The following is a 17,433-nucleotide window of genomic DNA, read 5'->3' on the forward strand; positions in this document are numbered from 1 at the left end:
CCTCAGGCTTGGACCGGCGCACGCCGGTCGGTGATCAGGCGCATTTCAGAGCGCGCGAGGAAGCGTGAGATCTCCTGGTCTGTGGTGGGGACGCCGTCCTTGGCGCTGTCGAGCAGCCGGGCGAGCACAGCAGCTTTGTGGCCGCCCTCGACGCCGAGGGCCAGTGCGGGGCGCGCGTCGAGCGGGCCGCGCAGGTCGAGGAGGCGCACGACGATGTCGTCGCGCTGGAAGACGGTGCTGCCCTCGATGGGGCTCGTCGGGTCGTCCACGGCCGCCTCGTCCTGCCCGGCGAGCAGCCGGGCGAGCGCCATGCCGCACCCGTCCTTCGCGGGATAGAAGAGGGCGTGCCGGCTGACGTCCGCGGGCTCGCGGCCGCCTGCCGCCACATGGTGCACCGCCGGGAGCGCCGCACGGGTGAAGAACATCCGGGCCGATCCGGGGTCGCTGAGATCCCGGTCCTGTTCCAGGTACGGGTTGATGGCCTCCTCCAGCGCCCGTACCTCGGGCTGCTGGGACACGTGGCGCAGGGCCGCGAGGAGGTCGCCCTCGACCTCGACCGCCCGCACGACACGGTTGCCGTGCATGAACAGCGAGGTCCGGCGGAGCCGGGTGCTCTCGTCGACCTGGGCCTGCGGGGAGGTGTACCCGGCCAGGAGCTCCGCCACCACCGGCTCGCTGCCGGGCTTGACGGTGAAGGTGAGCGCGTGGCGGACCACGCCGTCACCGCGCCGCGGAGCGACCCGGAGGCTACCCCGGGCGGTGTCCGCGGCGTCCGGTGAAGACGCGGCGGAGGGCGGGCCGGTGGGGGAGGGGGAGCCGGGGTCCGGCCCCTTGCCGGTCACGTGCAGCACGCTGAAACGCAGCGAGCGGGTGTCCCGTACGCAGCCGTGGAGCGGCTGCACCGACGCGACGTGTTCCTCGCTGTTGACCCAGGCCAAGAACCGCGGCGCGCTCTCCCATTCGCTGGTGATGAGCCACTGCGACGGATTCTCGATCGACTGGCACAACTCGTCGCGGATGTGTCCGGGGACGGAGGACACCTGCTCGCGGAGATGTTCGTACACCTCCAGGAACTGATTCTGCGCACCGTCGTACAGATCCAGCAGCAGCACGACCCGAAGCCTCGAGCCGTCGAAGGCGGACTGGGATATCCGTTCCGACAAGGTTGTCATCGTTCACACTCCTTCGAGACCACACGGTCGCCACGGGGCGGCGCCACCCGAACCGATCGTTGTCCCGTAATCCCTGCGGCGCGAGAGGAGAGAACCAAGCGGGTGAACGAGCGAGGGAACCGGGCTCGTACAGGGCATGGAAGACCCATGAAGGAAAACGTCGACCACCACGTCCCGGTCCTCATCGTGGGCGGCTCGCTGGTGGGTCTGTGCACCTCGCTCTTCCTCGGCCGGCATGGCATCAGACACATGGTGGTCGAGAAGCACGCGGGTACCTCGATGCACCCACGCGGACGCGGTATCAACGTACGGACGATGGAACTGTTCCGGGTCGCCCGTGTCGAGGACCGGATCCGTGAGGCCGCCTCGGTCCTGGCGGACAACCACGGCATCATGCAGGGCGGCTCGCTGACCGGTGACGACCAGGAGTGGCTCTTCGAGGAAATCGACCCGGGTGGCGCGCTCGCGCGCTTCAGTCCGGCGGCATGGTGTCTGTGCAGCCAGAACGACATCGAACCGGTCCTGATGTCCGTGACCCCCTCACTCGGAGCCGACCTGCGGTTCTCCACCGAACTCCTCTCCTTCGACCAGGACCCGGGCGGGGTCACCGCGATCGTGAAGAACCGGGAGACCGGGGAGCACAGCACGGTGCGCGCGGACTACCTTGTCGCCGCCGACGGGCCGCGCAGCCCCGTCCGGGAGGCGCTCCGGATCGGCCAGAGCGGCTCCGGGGACCTGTTCCACAACGTGAGCATCACCTTCCGGTCGCAGATGCTGCCCCACGTGGTCGGCGACCGGCGTTTCATCGTGTGCTACCTGACCAAGCCCGATGCCGACGGGGCCCTGCTGCCGGTGGACAACGGCGAGCGGTGGGTCTTCCACGCGCCCTGGCACCCGGACCGGGGCGAGACATTGGAGGACTTCACCGACGAGCGCTGCGTGGAGCACATCCGCCGGGCCGTCGGCGCCCCCGACCTGGACGTCGAGGTCACCGGGAAGGCCCCGTGGCACGCCGCCGAGCGGGTCGCCGAGCGGTACGCGGTCGGCCGGGTCTTCCTGGCCGGTGACTCCGCCCACGAGATGTCCCCCACCGGGGCGTTCGGCTCGAACACCGGCATCCAGGACGCCCACAACATCGCCTGGAAGCTCGCCGCGGTGCTGGACGGTTCGGCCGGCCCGGGGCTGCTGCAGACCTACGAGGCCGAGCGGTTGCCGGTGGCCCGGGCGACGAGCGAGCGCGCTTCGGCACGTTCGGCGGAGCACAGCCACCCGGGGTACGAGCCCGACCCCGAGCCCGCGTCCGCCTCCGGGGCCGCACCCGCGCCCGCGGCCGGGCCGGACTCCGCGCCGGGCGGTGGCGGTGGCGGCGGCCGGCAGGGCGGGGTCCTCTCCGTGGCCATGGGCTACCGCTACAACCGGGGCGCGGTGCTGGGAGCCGATCCGGACCGGCCCGTCGTACCCGAGCGGATGCGGCTCTGCGGAGATCCGGGCAGCCGCGCACCGCACATGTGGCTCTGCGGTGCGGGGGATCCGGAGCCGAAGTCCACCGTGGACCTCTACGAGCGTTCCTTCGTCCTGCTGTGCTCCGAGGGTGCGCCGTGGCGTGCCGCGGGGCGGTCCGTCGCCGAACAGCTGGGCCTGCCCCTGGACGTGTACGCGATCGGCACCGGCCCGGATGCCGACCTCATCCCGGCGAACGGCGGCGACTGGACCGAGGTGCACGGCACGACCGAGGAGGGTGCGATCCTCGTCCGCCCGGACGGTTTCGTGGCCTGGCGCTCGGCGCAGGCGGTGGCGGATCCGGCAGCGGTCCTCCACGAGGTCCTGACCACGCTGCTGGACCGGTCCTGATCCGACCGTTCGCGTTCCCGTTCCCGGAGAGACGAGGGCGCCGTCCCGCGGAGTGATCCGCGGGACGGCGCCTTTCACCTTGCGACGAGGCGGCCTGACCGGGTCATCGCGGCGTCTTCGAGCCGAGCCCCCCGGGCGTCCTCGGAACCCAGTCGGGGGCCGCCGGGGCCTGTTTCGGATCCGGCTCCCGCATGGTCACGCGCCAGCCGTCCTCTCCGGTCCTTCCGGTGAGGCGCACCACGAACGACTTGGTCTGGCCGCTGTCGTGGAAGTACACGACGACGAGCTGCCGCACGGACCCCTCGTCGTAGAACTCCGCGGTCACCTTCCCCTTGGCCCCCTCGTGGAAGGCCCGGATCCAGTTCCGGGCGGTCCGCTCGACGTCCCCCTTCGCGTCGTCGGGGTCGGCGGCGAGCGCCTCCACCTCCTCGGCCTTGCCGTCGGCGAGCCGCCAGATCAGCTTCTGGGTGATCCCGAGGGACTCGGAGGTGGGGTACCCGACCACGCCCAGGGGTTCGTGGCCCGCGTAGTCGGTCGCGTACTGCAGCTTCTCCTCGTCGGCGGCGCAGGCGGTGAGACCGCCCCAGGCCAGCGCGGACACCAGGGCGGCGCGTACGACGAGGGCGGCCCTCGGCCGGGCGCTCATCGGGGAACCCATACTTCCTCGGTCTTCCGGTGGTCATCGAGTGATCTCGATGCAGAGAGCTGCAACGTAGCGCCCTGACCGGGCAGTTCGATCCGGTAAACGGACAAGAGGGACACAACTCGCGCCTCAGTGATGCAATTCACTCAATGGCTGGATTTCGCCCCTGGGTCCCACCCTGCCATCCGGATGCCGGACAACTCCGCGCGCCGGCGCGGAACGCCGTCTACTCTGGCCGGGCAGCTGGTTCGCCCCGTCCGCCAGGCGGGATGCGTCGTAAGAGGGAACCCGGTGGGAATCCGGGACTGCCCCGCAGCGGTGAGCGGGAACGACCGCCGTCATACGCACTGGGCCCGGACGGGTCTGGGAAGCGACGGCCAGTAGGAGTCTCGTACGGCATCCGTACGACGGGACGTGCCCGCGAGTCCGAAGACCTGCCCGTTGCCCGTACGCGACCGATCGCGCACGGAAATCCCGGTGACCTCGTGGGCGGGTCGGCGACACATCAGGCGGGCGACCGCGGACGCGTGCAGCTGCACGTACCCGTACCCGGTCGGGCTCCGTCCGGTTCGTCATCCCTTCGCGCCCTCGGCCCCTCACCGGGTCCACAGGAGAACGCTCGCGAAGGAGAGTTCCGTGACCCGCAGGACCCCCGCCGCCGCAGGACGGCCCACCGTGGCCACCGTGTACGGCTACCCCCGCCAGGGCCAGAACCGCGAACTGAAGAAGTCCGTCGAGGGCTACTGGAAGGGCCGCGTCACCGCCGACGCCCTCCGGGAGACCGCCCGCGACCTGCGCCGCACCAACTGGCAGCAGCTGGCCGACGCCGGCATCACCGAGGTGCCGACCGGTGACTTCTCGTACTACGACCACGTGCTCGACACCAGCGTGATGGTCGGAGCCGTCCCCGAGCGGCACCGCGCCGCCGTCGCGGCCGACCCGCTCGACGGGTACTTCGCGATGGCGCGCGGTACCCAGGACGTGGCGCCGCTGGAGATGACCAAGTGGTTCGACACCAACTACCACTACCTGGTGCCCGAACTCGGCCCCGACACCGTCTTCACCGCCGACTCCACCCAGCAGGTCGCCCAGCTGGGGGAAGCGCGCGGGCTGGGCCACACCGCCCGCCCGGTCCTGGTCGGCCCCGTCACCTACCTGCTGCTCGCCAAGCCCGCCCCCGGCGTCGCCGCCGGCTTCGATCCGCTGGCCCTGCTCGACCGGCTCCTGCCCGTCTACGCCCAGGTCCTGGCCGACCTGCGCGCCGCCGGAGCCGAGTGGGTGCAGCTGGACGAGCCCGCCCTGGTGCAGGACCGCACCCCGGCCGAGCTGAACGCCACCGCCCGCGCCTACCGGGAACTCGGCGGCCTGACCGACCGGCCCAGGCTGCTCGTCGCCTCCTACTTCGACCGGCTCGGCGAGGCCCTGCCCGTGCTGGCCAAGGCACCCGTCGAAGGCCTCGCCCTGGACTTCACCGAGGCGGCGGCCGCGAACCTCGACGACCTCGCCGCCGTCGGGGGCCTGCCCGGCAAGCGCCTCGTCGCCGGTGTCGTGAGCGGCCGCAACATCTGGATCAACGACTACGAGAAGTCCCTCGCCACCCTCGGAACCCTCCTGGGCCTCGCCGACCGGGTGGACGTGGCCACCTCCTGCTCCCTGCTCCACGTGCCGCTGGACGCCACCGCCGAACGGGACATCGACCCGCAGGTCCGGCGCTGGCTCGCCTTCGCCCGCCAGAAGACCGCGGAGGTCACCACCCTCGCCCGGGGCCTGGCCCGCGGCACGGACGCCATCGCCGCCGAACTCGCCGCCAACCGGGCCGACCTGGCCTCCCGCGCTGGTTCCGCCCTCACCCACGATCCGGCGGTCCGGGCCCGCACCGCCGCCGTCACCGCCGCCGACGGGCGGCGCCCCCAGCCCTACGCGGAGCGGACCGCCGCCCAGCGGGCGCACCTGGGTCTCCCGCTCCTTCCGACGACCACGATCGGATCGTTCCCGCAGACCACCGAACTGCGCACGGCCCGCGCCGACCTGCGGGCCGGGCGCATCGGCACCGCCGGCTACGAGGACCGCATCCGGGCCGAGATCCGGGAGGTCCTGGCCTTCCAGGAGAAGGCCGGCATCGACGTCCTGGTGCACGGCGAGCCCGAACGCAACGACATGGTCCAGTACTTCGCCGAGCAGCTCACCGGTTACCTGGCCACCCAGCACGGCTGGGTCCAGTCCTACGGCACCCGCTACGTCCGCCCGCCCGTCCTGGCCGGCGACATCTCCCGCCCCGACCCGATGACCGTGCGCTGGACCACGTACGCCCAGTCGCAGACGTCCAAGCCGGTCAAGGGCATGCTGACCGGCCCCGTCACCATGCTCGCCTGGTCCTTCGTCCGCGACGACCAGCCCCTCGGCGACACCGCCCGCCAGGTGGCGCTCGCCCTGCGCGACGAGGTGGGCGACCTGGAGGCGGCCGGCACCGCGGTCATCCAGGTCGACGAGCCCGCCCTGCGCGAGACCCTCCCGCTGCGGGCCGCCGACCACGCCGCCTACCTCGCCTGGGCCACCGAGTCCTTCCGGCTCACCACCGCCGGAGTCCGTCCGGACACCCAGATCCACACGCACATGTGCTACGCCGAGTTCGGCGACATCGTGGAGGCCATCGAGGACCTCGACGCCGACGTCATCAGCCTGGAGGCCACCCGTTCCCACATGCAGGTCGCCGGTGAACTGGCGGGCGCCGGCTACCCGCGCGAGGTCGGTCCCGGGGTCTGGGACATCCACTCCCCGCGGATCCCCTCCGTGGCCGAGGCGACGGCTCTGCTGCGCAAGGGGCTCGGGGCCATCCCGGCGGAGCGGCTGTGGGTCAATCCCGACTGCGGCCTGAAGACCCGGGGCTGGCCGGAGACCCGGGCCTCCCTGGAGAACCTGGTCGAGGCGGCCCGGCAGGTCCGCGCCGAGATCTAGGCCGCCGTCTCCGTCGGACCGTCGTCGCCGACGAGGCCCGCGACGTGGTCGGTGATCACGTCGAGGACGTCCGCCGAGATCCTGTCGTCGCCCAGAGCGAGATGGTTCAGCGTCAGCCCGTCGGTCATGGCGGCCAGATAGCGGGCCAGCACGCTCACGGGCACGCGGAGTTCGAAGCCCATGTGGTGCCGGAGCTGCTCGATCAGTTCGGTGTAGGTGGCGCAGTACCGCTCGTACTGCCGCCGCGCCAGGTGTGCGAAGTCCGGCCGGCGCAGGGCGTACTGGGTGAGTTCGTAGGTGAGCATGTGTTCGCCCGGGTGGGCGGACACATGGTCCCAGTACGCCTGGAAGCCCGCCCGGACGGTCTCCCGCAGGGTGGCCTTCGGCTGGATCGCCTCCCTCACCAGGGTGACGCTGTGGTCGGTGATCGCCGCGATGACGGATTCGAGCAGGGCCTGCTTGGATTCGAAGCAGTAGTGGAAGACGCTCAGGGACACGCCGGCCTCGGCGGCGATCGACCTGGTCGTCGTCGCGGCGACGCCGTCGCGGGTCATCGCGCGGATGGCTGCCTCGGTCAGCTGCCGGCGCCGCTCGGCCGAGGGCATCCGTGCCATGGCGTTCCTTTCGGTTCGTGCTGCGGTGCCTGGTGCCTGGTGCGTGGTGCGTGGTGCGTGGTGCCTGGTGCCTGGTGCCTGGTGCCTGGTGCCTGGTGCCTGGTGCCTGGTGCGTGGTGCCCGGTGCCCGGTGCGTGCCGTGCGATGCCACGGCGGCCGGGGCCGGCCGGATCAGCAGATCCGGCCGGCCCCGGCCCCTGGACTTCTCTTCGGCAGGATCAGCTGCTGTAGACGCCGACCTCGTGGAGCGAATACCCCCACTTGGTGCCGCGCTCGAGTCCCTGGACGCGGACGTAGCGGGCCGGCACCCCGGAGAAGCGGGCCGTGTCCAGGCCGCCGTCACCGGCGGTCGTGGACCAGACGGTCTGCCAGTTCGTGTCGTCCGTGGAGACCTCGATGCGGTACGCCTTCCCGTACGCGGCCTCCCAGTCGAGCGTGATGCGCCCCACCCGGTTCGCGGACCCGAGGTCGATGCGCAGCCACTGGTTGTCGTTCCACTCGCTCGCCCAGCGGGTGCCCGAGTCGCCGTCCACGGCCCGGCCCGGGGAGTAGTTCACGAAGGGGTTCCACCACTCCGCGCTCGACGCCGAGGCCGGGGAGCCCGTGGCGAGGTTCACCCCGGACTTGTGCTTCTCGGAGTTCCCCCAGGTGGTCAGGTAGGACTCGGCGCCCTTGAACAGGTCGTCCACCACGCCCTGGCCGCCGACGAGGCGGATGTCCTCGATCCAGTCGGGGACCAGACCGTAGTGCGAGGCGCCGTCGGTGTTGAGGTCCCACGTCCGCGAGCCGGTGGTCTGCCGGTCGATGACGGAGCCGCCGTCGGTGCTGCGGAACGGGTAGCGCACCGGGTTCGGGGTGTCGGCCCCGCGCGGTCCGGGCCAGCCTCCGACGCCGTTCATGTCGGTGCCGTACCCGTAGCCGACGTTGTACTTCTCGCGCAGCGCGTCCGTCCGCTTCGCCTCGGCGCTGAATCCCTCGGCACCGCTCATGTACGAGGCGATGAAGCCGCCGAGCTTGTAGACCCGCTCGGTCCAGTCCATGTCCATCCAGCTGTGCGAGGAGATCACACCCGGGTACGACTCGGACTCCATGATGTCGAAGGACCGGCCCGCGGCCTTCACGCTCATGTGGTCGACCTCGAGCATCATCTTGCGCTTCATCATGCCGCGCACCGCGTACTCGCCGAGTTCCGTGAGTCCGCGCGTATTGCACTGGGCGTCGGCGGCGTAGGACGGGATCGCCACCCCCGCCGGGAGTTTGCTCTGCACTGCGGGCGTGGCCGCCGCCAGCCCGATGGGGTTGTCGTGCTGCGGGCCGGTGCACTTCTCCGTCTTCCAGAAGGTCCCGGTCGACAGGAACTGGCCCGCGTTGATGGCTGTACCCAGGGCGCCCTCGTCGAAGCGGACCCCGCACAGGGCGTTGTCGAACTTGTGGCACAGGAACATGCTGCGCACCCCGAGGCGGTACAGCTCGTCCAGGCCGCGGTCGATGTCCGCCTTGCTGCACTGCGCGATGTCCAGGATCTGCTTGCAGCCGAAGGGCTCGGAGGTCTCGACCCCGAGGACCACGGCCAGCTTGCCCTGCTGGACGACGTCGCGGGCCTGCGCGGAGTCCGTGACGATCCGGAACCAGCCCTTGCCCGGGCCGCCGTACATCTTGTCGATGTAGGCCTGCATGTCGTAGGTCTTCTGCGCTTCGAGCCGGATGGCCGTCATCTCGTCGCAGCCGCGGTCCTTGAAGAAGTAGACCGAGCAGATGACGCCGTTGGTGACGAGGTCGTTCACGAGCACGCGCTGACCGCCGCGCCAGGCCCGCTCGACCCAGGCGTAGTAGTTCTGCTGGTGGGTCAGCGAGTCGTGGGCGGGCCAGTCCTTGAAGGTCGGCCAGCCGTTCGGGTCGTGCTTGCCGTCACCGCCCTTGGTGATGAAGTCGAAGATCGCGAGCGTGCCGTCGGGGTAGTGCTCGGGGCAGTCCTTGAGCGCGTCGGCCACCCCCGCCTCCGAGAACGGCTTGCCGCAGATGAGGCGGCCGCCGAAGCCCTCGTTGGACATCAGGTGGTCGTGCGCGTCGACGAAGCCCCGGACCCGTCCCTGGGCGTCGGTCCCTTTGAAGGGTTCGCCCGTGACGTTGATGTCGGAGTCGGGTGCGGGCCGTGCGACCGGGTTCCACCAGCCGGGGTCGGCGGCGGAAGCGGGTACGGGGCCGAGCACCATGGCCACCACGGCGAGGAGCAATGACAGGACCGCCAGGGGCCTACGCCTGTGGTGCGTGTGTCGAGAAATGGTCATCACTCACGTCTTAAGGTCAGCCGGATGGCGCGGTCGGGGAGCCGGATCCGTTCAGGGGCATGACGAGCCACGGCCACAGGCGTGACTTGTCATGGACCCCACAAACAGTGGGACGAGAATCGCGACTGCCATCGACAGAGTCAATAGTCCGGGACACCTGACCTGATGATTCATCAGATGAGCAGATCCTTCACAAGGCCCACGCATCGTTCACGGGCCGGGAGACATGAGTGGGGGAGCGGCCCGGCTCGGCACGGTACGCGCAGGAGTGCGCGAGCCGGGTCCGCCCCCCCGGGGCGACGGCGCCTTGGCGTCAGCGCGCGTTGTGCTCCATCAGGTCCATCTCGGCCGGGGCGGTCGCGAATCCGCGCGCCGTGGCCTTCGGGGCCGGCTTACCGCAGAACGCCGCTTCGAGGGTTCCGCCGAGGGCCGTGTTCGCCTCGCCCTTGTTCGAGGTGTTCGCCATCGCGGAGAGGGAGCGGCGTCCGTCGCGGGTGGAGAAGGCGTAGGTGTAGAAGCCCTGCACGGTGCCGGTGTGGCCGTAGACCGAGGTGCCGCACGACAGGTCGTAGCGGCGCAGGCCGAGCCCGTAGAACCGGGTGTTCGTGGCGTCGGTCGGCGTCGCCGTGAGCATGGCGTCCAGCATGGGGGCGGGCAGCAGCCGCCCGCCGAGCAGCGCGGACGTGAAGGTGTTCAGATCGGCGGGATTGGAGATCACCGCACCGGCGGACTGGGCCCACGACACGGTCTGTTCGGTGGAGTCGACCAGCGGCGCGCCGGCCTCGTCGGGGTGGAGGTAGCCGCGGGTGTGCAGCCCCTTGATCTGCGCGCTGGGGTGCACGTAGGAGGTGTTGCGCAGCTTCAGCGGCTTGAAGATCCGCCGCTCGTACTCCTTGGCCACACCGTTGCCGGTCGCCTTCTCGATGAGCATGCCGACGACGACGAAGTTCGTGTTCGAGTACTTGTACGCGACGCCGGGCTCGGTCGTCCGGGGTTCGCGGAGCGAGAGGTCCACCAGCTCCTGGTAGCTGAACACCTTGTTGCGCACGGCCTCGAAGCCCGGCACGGTGTGCTCGAACATCGCGTTCGTGTAGTCCGCCAGCCCGCTGCGGTGGGTCAGCAGATGACGCACCGTGATCCGGTCGTCGGGCAGCAGTCCGGGCAGGTACTGGTTGACGGCGGTGTCCAGATCGATCCGGCCCTCGTTCACCAGCTGCAGCAGGACGACGGAGGAGAACGTCTTGCTGACGCTCCCGATCCGGAAGCGGGCCTGCGGGTCCATCGCCGCGCCCGTGGTCTTGTCCCGTACCCCCTCGGTCCGGACCGTGACCCCGCCGGGTCCGCTGAAACGGGCCAGGGCGCCCGGCGCACCGGCGGCGGTCGTGTTCCGCAACGCCTGGGTCAGTGCTTCGAGATCGGGAGTGGTCGGGGCGGCGTGGGCGGTGGTCGCCGGAGCCACGGCGGCCATCACCGCCAGCAGGGCCGCACTGAGGGCCAGACGACGGTTCATGGGCAGGGGCACGATGCTCCTCGGTGGGGGGTCGTACGAATCGGGTGCTACGAGCCTACGCAAGATCATCGGACCGATCGGCCACCGGTATGAGCGGGAACGCGCCAATTACGAACGCCAGTTCAGCCACACGGGCGAGCCGCCCTCGCCCACCCCGTTCCCGCCGTCGGAGCGGCGTGGCGCGTGCCCGGGTGCGCCACACCCAGGCAACCGCTCGGACGCGCGGCTCAGGGGGTGTCTTGTCGGTCAGACCGGGCGCCGCGAGCCCGGTCTGACCGACAAGACACCCCCTAGTCTGAAGCAGTGACCAGCAACGATCTCGGAGACTTCCTGCGTGCCCGGCGCGCGCGCCTGCGGCCCGACGACGTGGGACTCACCTCCTACGGACGCCGCCGGGTGGCTGGGCTGCGCCGCGAAGAGGTCGCGGTCCTCGCCGGAATGAACAGCGACTACTACGCCCGGCTGGAACAGGGGCGCGAACGCGGCCCTTCCCCGCAGATCCTGGACGCGATCAGCGGCGCCCTGCGCCTGGACGAAGCGGCACGGGAACACCTCTTCCGGCTGGCGGGCACCGCGCCGGACGGTGACCGGCCGCAGCCGAGGGAGTCGATCGGCGCCCCTCTGCGCCAACTGCTGGACGGGTACACGGGCACCCCGGCGTTCGTCCTGAACCCCGCCACCGACCTGCTGGCGGCCAACGCGATGGCCGAGGCGCTGTTCTCCCCGTTCGCGCAGCGGGACAACCTCGCGCGCATGACGTTCCTCGACCCCGCGGCCCGGCCGTTCTTCGTCCGCTGGGACCGCGCGGCCGAGGCGGTGGTGGCCGGCCTGCGCCACGCGGCCGGCCTCGATCCGCACTACCCCCGCCTGGGCGCCCTGGTCCGTGAACTCGGAAAGATCAGCCCGGAGTTCACGACGCTCTGGGCCGCGCACACCGTCCGCGGCAAGACCCACGACACCAAGGAGCTCGACCACCCGGACGTCGGTCCGCTCCTGCTCGGCTTCCAGTCCTTCGCCGTGCTCGGAGCGCCGGGCCAGCAACTGGTGATCTACCACGCCGAACCGGGAAGCCCGAGCGCCCGGGGCCTCGCCCTGCTCGGCAGCCTGCACGCCACCCGCCGGACGTCATGACCGCCCGGCGGCCCGGCCGGCCGCGGCGTCGAGTACGTACGTGCGGGAGGCCTGGACCTCCTCGCGCAGGGCGGGCAGGTCCACGTCCAGTACCTGTCCGTTCCATTTGCGGGGCGTGCCGCCCACGAGGACGGCGCTGATGTTGCGGGCGTCCGAGCCGAGGACGACGGTCCCGATCGGATCGTTGAGGGGCATGTTGTTGAGGTCCTCGGCGCGGATGACCAGCAGGTCGGCCTTCTTCCCCGGAGTGAGGGAGCCGGTCACCGCGTCCAGGCCGTTGGTCCGGGCGCCCTGGAGGGTGGCGAAATCCAGGACGTCATGGGTGGTGATGCGCACCGGTCGCCCGCCGGTGCCGTGGACGGCGTTCACCGCCCGCATCCGCTGGACCGTGTGCAGGGCCCGCATCTGCGTGAACATGTCTCCGGCCAGGGCGACTTCGACGTCGATGCTCAGTCCCGGCCGGATGCCGGCCGCCAGCGCCTCGTCGACGGCCGGTACCGCGGTCTCCAGTCCGATCTGCGCGTCCGAGGTGGGCGCCAGGGCGATGGTCGTGCCGCTCTCCCCGATCGCTTGCCAGGCCTGCGGAGTCAGACCGGTGGCGTGGATGAGGGTCAGGCCGGGGCCGAGCAGGCCGTCCGCCGCCCACCGCTGCACCGCGTGGGAGGAGGGGGCGCCGAAGACGGCGTCCACGCTGACACCGACGTCCAGATCCCGGGCCGCACGCGCGAGTTCAGGGCCGTACGCGAGAGCGGGACCGGCGATCTCGTCGGTGGCCAGTGCGGCCACGCGCAGCGTCAGCAGCTGGTCGTCACTGCTGAACCAGCGCTCCTTGAGCCGGGCCAGGTCGCCGGGCCACTGCCGGTCCCAGTCCCCGAAGTGCGGTCCCATGGAGGCGTGGACGCCGCGGATGCCGGTGTCCAGCAGCGCCTGGACGGCGGCGTCGGAATGCTCGGGCGTCCGTGCGTTGTGGGAGAAGTCCAGCATGCAGGTGATGCCGCTGTCGAGCGCGGACAGTGCGGCCAGGCGGGTGCCGACGTACATGTCCTGCGGCCGGTAGACCGGCGCGTAGCCGGCCAGGGTGGTCGAGACGTAGGCGCCGAGATCGTCCACGTCCGGCATGATCCGGCGCAGCTGGGTCTGCCAGGCGTGACGGTGGGTGTCGACGAAGCCGGGCGTCAGGATCGTGTCGGTGGCGTCGACGACCACGGCGCCGTCCCGGTCCAGGCCGGGCCCGACCGCCGCGACCGTATCGCCTACGACCAGCAGGTCCGCGTGGTCGAGGACACCGAGGTGCGGGTCCATCGTGACGATCGTGGCGCCGGTGAACAGGATGCGCCGTCCCGGATCGGCGGCCCGGAGCCGGAGCCGATCGAGGACGGCGTGGCTGGTGGTGTCGTTGCGGGGCATGCGGAGGTCCTGCCGTGAGGGGATGTGGACCCTCAGCCTCGGCCCGTGGGGAGGTGGCAGCCAGGCCGCCCTCTGCCCGGGTGCGGCACACCCATGCTCACGGTGCGGCGGGCCGCGCCGCCCACGCGGCGAGCGCACTCTCGCGCCCGGTGCGGCGCAGCCCGGCGTCGGTGCTCCTGGTGGCCCAGGCGACGTGTCCGTCGGGGCGGATCAGGACCTCGCGGACCCCGCCGAGCTCGGGGTGTTCCTCGGTCGCGCGGGCGGTGAAGGCGCCGATCCGCGGGCCCCGTCCGGTGGCGGGGGCCGCGTACGCCTCGGGGTGCGTGTCCCGCGCGTCCATGAGCCGGAGCAGGGCGAAGCCGCCCCGGTGCAGGAGCTCGTACACCCGCGTCGCGTCCGATCCGGCCGGACCGGTCACGCTCAGGCCGATGTCGGGCATCCGGCGGCCGACCAGCGGATCCGCGTCGGGGGAGCCGGCCGGGTAGGTGGTGCCGAGCGCGGACACCCGGTCGGCGAGACGGCGGTTGACCTCGGGCATCGCCAGCAGTTCCTCGAAGAGCCCGCGCAGCGCGGCGGCCGGCCGCCGGTAGCGGGCCACCAGCGGCAGCTCCGCCAGCAGCGTCTGCACCTCGGTGTTCTCGGCGACGGCGCGGCCGACGGGGTGGCGCTCGGCGTGATACGTGTCGAGGAGCCCGGGCGGGGCCCAGCCGTGCACCTCCGCCGCCAGTTTCCAGCCGAGGTTCATGGCGTCCTGGAGCCCGGTGTTGAGGCCCTGGCCCCCGGCCGGGAAGTGGATGTGGGCGGCGTCGCCCGCCAGGAGGACACGGCCGGAGCGGTAGGCGGCGGCCAGCCGGGTGGCATTGCCGAAGCGCGAGAGCCAGCGGGGCCGGTCGACCCCGAAGTCGGAGCCGCAGATCCGTATCAGCGCCGTACGGAACTCCTCCAGGGTCACCGGCACCCGCGCCGGTGTCCGCATCCGCTCCGGATCGATGTACACGAAGCGGGTGAGCCCTCCCTCCAGGGGGACGGCGAGTACGCCCGCGGCGCGCGCGGTCGCGAGGGCCGCGGGGTCGGCCCCGGCGGTGGCGAAGTCCCCGAGCACCCCGGTCAGGGTCTCGTCGGTGCCCGGGAATTCGATTCCGGCCGCCTGCCGGACGAAGCCGCGACCGCCGTCGCATCCCACCAGGTAGGCGGCGCGAACCGTCCGCGGGTCCCCGTCCGGCCCGCGCACCTCCGCCTCGACCCCGTCCTCGTCCTGGCGCAGGCCCGTGAGCGCGTGCCCGCGGTGGATCCGCACCCCCAGCTCGTGCGCCCGCTCGGCCAGCAGGGCCTCGGTGCGCGCCTGCGCCAGGAACAGGGTGTGCGGATGGCGGCTGTCCAGCGCGGCGAAGTCCAGCGGGGTGTCGAGGGCGGCGAAGTGCCATCCCGGCAGGGTCCGGCCGAGCTGCAGGAAGCGCGGGGCCAGCCCGCGCAGGTCCATCAGTTCCAGGCTGCGCGGATGCAGGGTCAGCGCCCGGGAGTTCTGGTGGGGCTCGGTGCGCCGCTCGACGACCAGGGTCCGTACGCCGGCCAGTGCCAGCTCGCAGGCGAGCAGCAGCCCGGTCGGTCCCGCTCCCACGACGATCACGCCGGTATCCATCGGTGATGCCTCCCACAATTAGTGAACGGTGTTCACGTGAACGATGTTCACTATAGTGAGGCCCATGAGCTCCCCGTCAATCCCGGCCCGGGGCCGCCCGGCCCGCCTCGACCGCGACCGGACGGTCGACACGGCCCTGGAACTCCTGGACGAAGTCGGCCTCGACGCGCTGACGATGCGCCGCCTGGCCGATGCGATGGACGTCCAGGCCGGCGCGCTGTACCGGTACTTCGCCACCAAGGACGACCTGCTGACCGCGATGGCGGAACGCATGCTGGACGGTCTCGCGGCGACCAGGACCGACGGCGACTGGAGCGAGCGGCTGGCCGCCCTCGCCCGGGCCATGCGCACGGCACTGCTCGCCCGCCGCGACGGCGCTCGCGTCTACGCAGGCACGCATGCGACCGGGCCCCACACCCTCGGCTTCGCCGAAGCGGTCGTCGGGGTGCTGCGCGCGGCCGGCTTCGGCGAGGAGGACGCCGCGTGCACGCTCATGGCGGTGGCCCACTTCACCATCGGCCACACGCTGGAGGAGCAGGCCGCGCTCCGGCTGCCGGAGGGCGACGGGGCGGCGGATTCCGAGCGCCTGCGCCGGGCGGCCGAGCCCGAACGGTATCCGCAGCTCGCCGCCGTGCTGCCCACGCTCGTCAGTGGAGACTTCGCGGCGCACTTCGATTTCGGGCTGGCCCTGCTCCTGCAGGGGCTGCGGGCCCTGGATCGGGCGCCGACCTGCGGCGATGACCCTGAAATATACTGTCGGGGTGACTGAGAACTCCCTGCCTCCCTGCCCCGAATGCGCGGGCGCGTACACCTACGAGATGGGAGCGCTCCTGGTCTGCCCCGAGTGCGGGCACGAGTGGCCGCTCGCCCCGGGTGAGTCCGGCGGCGTCCCCGAGGAGCGGGTGGTCAAGGACGCGGTCGGCAATGTGCTGGCCGACGGGGACACCGTGACGGTGGTCAAGGGCCTGAAGGTCAAGGGCAGCCCGTCCGGCATCAAGGCGGGCACGAAGGTGCGCAACATCCGGCTGGTGGACGGCGTCGACGGCCATGACATCGACTGCAAGGTCGAGGGGTTCGGCGCGATGCAGCTGAAGTCCAGCGTGGTCAGGAAGGTCTGACCGGACCGGACCGGACCGGACCGGATCCGGCCGTCTGTCGGCGGATGCCGGCGGAACACGAAGGCGCCTGTCGGGCATGGTCCCGATCAGGCGCCTTCGTCGTTCTTCCGCAGGGGTGGAGCCGATCCGGCGGGGCGGGCCGGTCAGTGCGCGGCGTACAGGCGGAGGGGGACGGCTGTCGCGGTGGCGATGGTCGCCGTGGCGGCGAAGACGACCTCGCCGTTCTGGCGGGCGACGACGCGTACGGGATGACGGTCGGGCGCGGTCGTCTCCCCGGTGTTCGGGAGCGTCTCGATCCAGCAGGCCGAGGTCAGCTCCGCATAGCGGAAGAAACTGATCTCCATATCGGTCAGGACTCCCCGCCGGGGGAACGCGGAACGGTACGCGGCCTGGCGTACGGCTTCCAGGAGCAGCATGCCCGGGGCGTGGTCGACGGGGTGGTCGAAGAGGATCGGGTGGTTGACATCGGCCCGGAGCTGGGCGCGCCGCGTGGAGCTGGTGGGGGAGAGGACCACGTCGTGGAAGCGGTCGCGGCCCACGCGGCGCGGAGTCAGCGGTGGCGGAAGCGGGATGGTGCGGGCGGCCACCTCGGCGAGGTCCCCGTTCCGGCCGCGCAGGCGCTGGTAGACGGCCTCGGGCTGGTTGGTGAATCCGGCCTCGGCGGTGCCGAGGAACTGTCCGTCGCGGGTCGCGGTCACGTGCATGGTGAGACCCGCGAGTCTGCGGCCGCGGCGCGAGATGCCGGAGCAGCGGATGTGCAGCGAAATATCGGCGGGAGTCGAACCGACGGCAAGGGCATCGGGGTCGGTCGAGTAGCTGAACGTGTCCCAGATCTGGCGGTGACCGAAGGGCACGTCGTAAGCGACATGGCTGAGAAGCGGGATGGCCTGGCGGACCGACTCGGCAAGGAGGAGGGGGTCGTGGTGACCCCCGTCCGGTGTGTAGAAGCTGTGGGCACGGGGCCATTGGGCGGTGACGACGTATTCGTCTGCTGAGCGCGGCGACGGGTGAGGCGGAGTGATCGGTTGACACAGTCATGGTTGAGCCCCCCTGGACGTCGGACATGAGCTGGTGCTTGTTCGGCGCTGGTCCTAAAATAAAGGAT

13 protein-coding genes and 1 riboswitch are annotated in these 17,433 nt (G+C 71.4%); of the genes, 5 read left to right on the plus strand and 8 right to left on the minus strand.

Annotated elements, in window-relative coordinates:
- Positions 1–2: 2 nt before the first annotated feature.
- Positions 3–1,172, minus strand: coding sequence for a SchA/CurD-like domain-containing protein (locus KO717_RS30825; RefSeq protein WP_301372691.1), 1,170 nt, complete (start codon positions 1,170–1,172; stop codon positions 3–5).
- 102 nt (positions 1,173–1,274) lie between these two features.
- On the opposite strand from KO717_RS30825, the gene KO717_RS30830 reads away from it, so the two are divergent.
- Positions 1,275–3,023, plus strand: coding sequence for an FAD-dependent oxidoreductase (locus tag KO717_RS30830; protein WP_437184597.1), 1,749 nt, complete (start codon positions 1,275–1,277; stop codon positions 3,021–3,023).
- Positions 3,024–3,126: 103 nt separating this feature from the next.
- On the opposite strand, the gene KO717_RS30835 is transcribed toward KO717_RS30830, so the two are convergent.
- Positions 3,127–3,669, minus strand: a complete 543-nt coding sequence (locus KO717_RS30835; protein ID WP_301372693.1) for a hypothetical protein — start codon at positions 3,667–3,669, stop codon at positions 3,127–3,129.
- A 224-nt stretch (positions 3,670–3,893) separates the two neighbouring features.
- Positions 3,894–4,122: riboswitch (cobalamin riboswitch) on the plus strand.
- Between the two features lie 180 nt (positions 4,123–4,302).
- Here KO717_RS30835 and metE point away from each other — a divergent pair.
- A complete protein-coding gene (metE, locus tag KO717_RS30840) occupies positions 4,303–6,621 on the plus strand; it encodes a 5-methyltetrahydropteroyltriglutamate--homocysteine S-methyltransferase (protein WP_301372694.1) in 2,319 nt (772 codons plus the stop codon).
- On the opposite strand, the gene KO717_RS30845 is transcribed toward metE, so the two are convergent.
- From KO717_RS30845 to KO717_RS30855, 3 genes are all read right to left on the minus strand, one after another.
- Positions 6,618–7,235 carry a TetR/AcrR family transcriptional regulator gene (locus tag KO717_RS30845; RefSeq protein ID WP_301372695.1) on the minus strand — a complete coding sequence of 206 codons (618 nt, stop codon included), beginning with the start codon at positions 7,233–7,235 and terminating at the stop codon, positions 6,618–6,620. The two genes, metE and KO717_RS30845, sit on opposite strands and share 4 nt — an antisense overlap.
- 218 nt (positions 7,236–7,453) lie before the next feature.
- Positions 7,454–9,523, minus strand: a complete 2,070-nt coding sequence (locus KO717_RS30850) for a galactose-binding domain-containing protein (RefSeq protein WP_301372696.1) — start codon at positions 9,521–9,523, stop codon at positions 7,454–7,456.
- A 313-nt stretch (positions 9,524–9,836) separates the two neighbouring features.
- Entirely contained in the window at positions 9,837–11,033 is a 1,197-nt protein-coding gene (locus KO717_RS30855) for a serine hydrolase domain-containing protein (RefSeq protein WP_301372697.1), read from the minus strand.
- Between the two features lie 303 nt (positions 11,034–11,336).
- Here KO717_RS30855 and KO717_RS30860 point away from each other — a divergent pair, with 303 nt between their 5' ends.
- A complete protein-coding gene (locus KO717_RS30860; RefSeq protein ID WP_301372698.1) occupies positions 11,337–12,164 on the plus strand; it encodes a helix-turn-helix transcriptional regulator in 828 nt (275 codons plus the stop codon).
- On the opposite strand, the gene KO717_RS30865 is transcribed toward KO717_RS30860, so the two are convergent.
- Together KO717_RS30865 and KO717_RS30870 are read right to left on the minus strand one after the other, a co-directional pair.
- The gene (locus KO717_RS30865; RefSeq protein WP_301372700.1) at positions 12,159–13,571 is read right to left on the minus strand and encodes an amidohydrolase family protein; all 1,413 of its coding nucleotides are present in this window, start codon (positions 13,569–13,571) and stop codon (positions 12,159–12,161) included. The two genes, KO717_RS30860 and KO717_RS30865, sit on opposite strands and share 6 nt — an antisense overlap.
- 97 nt (positions 13,572–13,668) lie before the next feature.
- The gene (locus KO717_RS30870; protein WP_301372701.1) at positions 13,669–15,210 is read right to left on the minus strand and encodes a monooxygenase; all 1,542 of its coding nucleotides are present in this window, start codon (positions 15,208–15,210) and stop codon (positions 13,669–13,671) included.
- A gap of 64 nt (positions 15,211–15,274) precedes the next feature.
- Between KO717_RS30870 and KO717_RS30875 the strand changes: the two genes are divergently transcribed.
- A complete protein-coding gene (locus tag KO717_RS30875; RefSeq protein ID WP_301372702.1) occupies positions 15,275–15,979 on the plus strand; it encodes a TetR/AcrR family transcriptional regulator in 705 nt (234 codons plus the stop codon).
- Positions 15,972–16,328: a zinc ribbon domain-containing protein YjdM gene (locus tag KO717_RS30880; protein ID WP_301372703.1), complete on the plus strand. Its 357-nt coding sequence runs from the start codon at positions 15,972–15,974 to the stop codon at positions 16,326–16,328. The genes KO717_RS30875 and KO717_RS30880 overlap by 8 nt, the downstream gene beginning before the upstream one ends.
- Positions 16,329–16,471: 143 nt before the next feature.
- Here the strand turns inward: KO717_RS30880 and KO717_RS30885 are convergent, their stop codons facing one another.
- Positions 16,472–17,362: a ScbA/BarX family gamma-butyrolactone biosynthesis protein gene (locus tag KO717_RS30885; RefSeq protein ID WP_367401589.1), complete on the minus strand. Its 891-nt coding sequence runs from the start codon at positions 17,360–17,362 to the stop codon at positions 16,472–16,474.
- Positions 17,363–17,433: the final 71 nt, after the last annotated feature.

The sequence above is a fragment of the Streptomyces xanthophaeus genome (genome assembly GCF_030440515.1).
GTDB classification, from domain to species: domain Bacteria; phylum Actinomycetota; class Actinomycetes; order Streptomycetales; family Streptomycetaceae; genus Streptomyces; species Streptomyces kutzneri.